The organism is Candidatus Aegiribacteria sp., from assembly GCA_021108435.1.
In the GTDB taxonomy this organism is placed as follows: domain Bacteria; phylum Fermentibacterota; class Fermentibacteria; order Fermentibacterales; family JCC-6; genus Aegiribacteria.
In genome coordinates this window covers 1-2,894 of sequence record JAIOQY010000078.1, presented here as the reverse complement: position 1 = coordinate 2,894, position 2,894 = coordinate 1, and the positions used below count along the sequence as shown (strand labels likewise).

At 47.8% G+C, this 2,894-nt stretch carries 4 protein-coding genes and 1 pseudogene; 4 read left to right on the top strand and 1 reads right to left on the bottom strand.

Annotation, left to right across the window (positions count from 1 at the left end):
- The first annotated feature begins 427 nt into the window (after positions 1-427).
- The 4 genes and pseudogenes from K8R76_04755 to K8R76_04740 all read left to right on the top strand — a co-directional run bounded on the left by K8R76_04755 (position 428) and on the right by K8R76_04740 (position 2,077).
- Complete coding sequence (locus tag K8R76_04755; protein MCD4847482.1) at positions 428-1,021, top strand: hypothetical protein; 594 nt, start codon at positions 428-430, stop codon at positions 1,019-1,021.
- Positions 955-1,386 (top strand): annotated as a pseudogene (locus K8R76_04750) (hypothetical protein). The gene K8R76_04755 and the pseudogene K8R76_04750 overlap by 67 nt, the downstream one beginning before the upstream one ends.
- Positions 1,358-1,555: a hypothetical protein gene (locus tag K8R76_04745; GenBank protein MCD4847481.1), complete on the top strand. Its 198-nt coding sequence runs from the start codon at positions 1,358-1,360 to the stop codon at positions 1,553-1,555. The pseudogene K8R76_04750 and the gene K8R76_04745 overlap by 29 nt, the downstream one beginning before the upstream one ends.
- 30 nt (positions 1,556-1,585) lie before the next feature.
- Positions 1,586-2,077, top strand: coding sequence for a hypothetical protein (locus K8R76_04740; GenBank protein ID MCD4847480.1), 492 nt, complete (start codon positions 1,586-1,588; stop codon positions 2,075-2,077).
- Between the two features lie 31 nt (positions 2,078-2,108).
- Here the strand turns inward: K8R76_04740 and K8R76_04735 are convergent.
- Positions 2,109-2,894, bottom strand: a 786-nt coding sequence (locus K8R76_04735; protein ID MCD4847479.1) for a T9SS type A sorting domain-containing protein, incomplete at its 5' end; no start/stop codon positions are given.

Below are 2,894 nucleotides of genomic sequence, written 5' to 3'. Positions count from 1 at the left end.
GTAACCCATGCTACATTTAACTTTTACGTCGAAAGAGACTGCAGAAAACTGTTTACCAGCCTAATCGAGGGTCGATAAAAAGGATCATGCTGACTCTTAGCTGTTTTCCCAACTATCGGAGAGGACAGCGCAAGGGTCAAGCAGCGCAGAGCATGGATGTACTGAAGCAGAATCAGCTGGCAAGACAGGTCATAGGAGCGGTGTATCCGCTTCAGCAATTCAAGTGATTCCCATCCGGTCTTGTCATTGACTGTTATGAAATTCAGGTGGTATTGATGATTCGAGAAAAAATAGTGGTTTATGGGAACAGATTAGCTGTTTTGGGAGGTGTTTTGGGGATGGCTGGAACGTTTTCCAGCTACTGAGATTCTGATATCTGCTTGCCTGCCTATGGCTGTTATGGGAATTCACAGAAGAATATCAATGAATGGAGAGAGAAATTCCGTGCATTCCCTCGGACAAACTTGATTCAGGGGAGATCTGGCATTACAGCATAGCCTCAGGTTTTACGCAGAAGACAGCCCCAATAGGTTGTAATGCTGCTTACGTGTTCAATGGAGGATGGTACGGTGGGGGAAAGATGTTCGAAGGTATAGCTGGAGATGGGGTTCCGATCTGGGAGATTGCGGAACCATTAACCGGATCCAACGAGTACTGGACAGACTGGGGAACCGGAACAGCTGCATCAGAGAGCAGCGATATATTTTATTCTATTATCAAGTACTCTATTTTCAATGACAACGGAACTCCAGAGTATAACGGTGATGACTGGCTGGTTTCAGACAACAACTGTGAAATCAGCTGCTACGACCATACATCGGCTACACCAATCTGGACATACATCGGGACGGACATCATCGACCCCGGCTATATTGATAACCCGGGCAAATTCATATGTTCCGACGATGGATCGATACTGGCAGTTGGCTGTTGCATAGATAGCCATATGGCGCTGGTTTTCTTCCACTGTGGGCAAACAGCGCAACAGAGGAGCAGGCCGAAGAACTTGTTCAGGTGCTGACCGATCCGGATAAATTCTGGCGCGTTTATGGAATTCCTTCACTGGCAGCTGATGATGTCTACTATAATCCTGAAGGTTACTGGAACGGTCCGGTCTGGGTTCAATGGCAGTACCTGATCTTTAGAGGATTGATCAATTACGGATACTATTATCAGGCTGAACAGTTAGCGGATATAGTGTTAGCGGCAATAATTGATCAGTTGAAACATGATCACAATTTGTGGGAATTTTACAGCCCGGATGATCAATGGGCAGGTTATCATAAAACATATATCTGGACAGGTATCGCGGCGCGCATGCTGATGGATTTAAATGAACTGGAAACCGGTTTGCCATATGTCAGCTACGCATATCCATGGTTTTGAAAAACTCTTTGACAGTCTTGTTTTCAAAATGCTTCTTGAAGAGGACATGATAGCAGGGGAGCTTGAGCAGACTATGAATCACCTGATGGAACCAAAGCCGATTCGACTGCTATTATCATGCAGGTGGTTGACTCTTTTCGATCGGGCATCGATTTCCGTCGCCGCCTGATAGCTTTTCACAATCCTGAGGAGGATACGTATGAACGGAAAGACAATTTGTATCTCAATCCTGATTATCTCTTTTGCAGCCATAACAGCTTGTGGAACTGGCCAGCAGCTTAACATCGAATCCGATCCGAGTGGAGCCGAGGTCTACCTCATGCGGAGGGGTGAGTACGAAGTTAATGCAAGCGTCGAAGGTTTCGGTGGAAGCTTTGACGGTGACTCCTTCGAGGAGGAATTCTACCTTCTGGGCACTACTCCGCTCGAGTACGAGTTCGACCTGTCGGATACCGAGTCGTCCTTCTATATCCCTGGTCTCCCAGCGGGAGTCAGTGTTACCAAGCACTATAAGGAAGGTATTCTCAAAGTGGAAATGGATGGGTATGAGACAGAACAGCGCACAATTCAGTTCTCTGACAATCTGTTCAATCTGGTTCTGAACCTTGTACCTTTTCGGGGAGATGCGGAAGGTGATTCCGGAGGCAGGGAAACCACTGATGAAGATCGGGGGAGAGGTGAGCGTAACTGATACAATATCTATAAGATAGAATAGCCTAGTTTTACCTCAGCCGCACAAATCTCTGAACAACCTGATGATTACCAACTGTGATAACGGCGAAATAGATACCCTGACCAAGTAATTCTCCAGCATTGTCTCTGCCATCCCAGGAGAGCAGCAGCTCTCCGGAGGGACACATTTCTTCCATCAGCGATGCAACCTGCCTGCCGCTGATATCGTAAACCATGGCAAGAACCATTCCTGAAGCCGGCAGTGTAAGACGCAATACAGTTGATGATGTGAACGGGTTGGGAGAGGCAGGGAGGAGAGATGGAGTCATGAAGTCTGTCTGCCCATCCTCAATACCGGTCGGGTAGCCGGCAACCTCCAGAGATGGATCACCAAAAAGGTTAACATTGTACACATTCCCGTATTCGTAGACATGTGCCCAGCCGTAAACGGTCGTAGCATCGTACTTGCCGTCATACAGGGCAACTCCCACATGCTCGCCTTCACTTATAAGGTAACGGTTGAAATCGAAGCAGATCTGCTCCGCTCCACCGGGGTTATTCCTCCAGTCTGACGAGATAGCTGATGGTCTTGAAGCACTCACCATGCCTACCGCTGAGCCACACCCCGGTTTAGTTGCAAGGTCAATGCCCAGATTCCCCCATGCGTTTGGTTCGGGATAGCCTACGTTACATGAGATTGCAAATACAACCGACGGATAATCATCATCCAGATTGGTTGAAGTAACAGTGTTAAGCAGCGAGAGGTTATAAAACTCACCACTACCCGATTCCGGGATACCATCGCCGTCATCCCATTCCCAGACCGACCGCGAGAC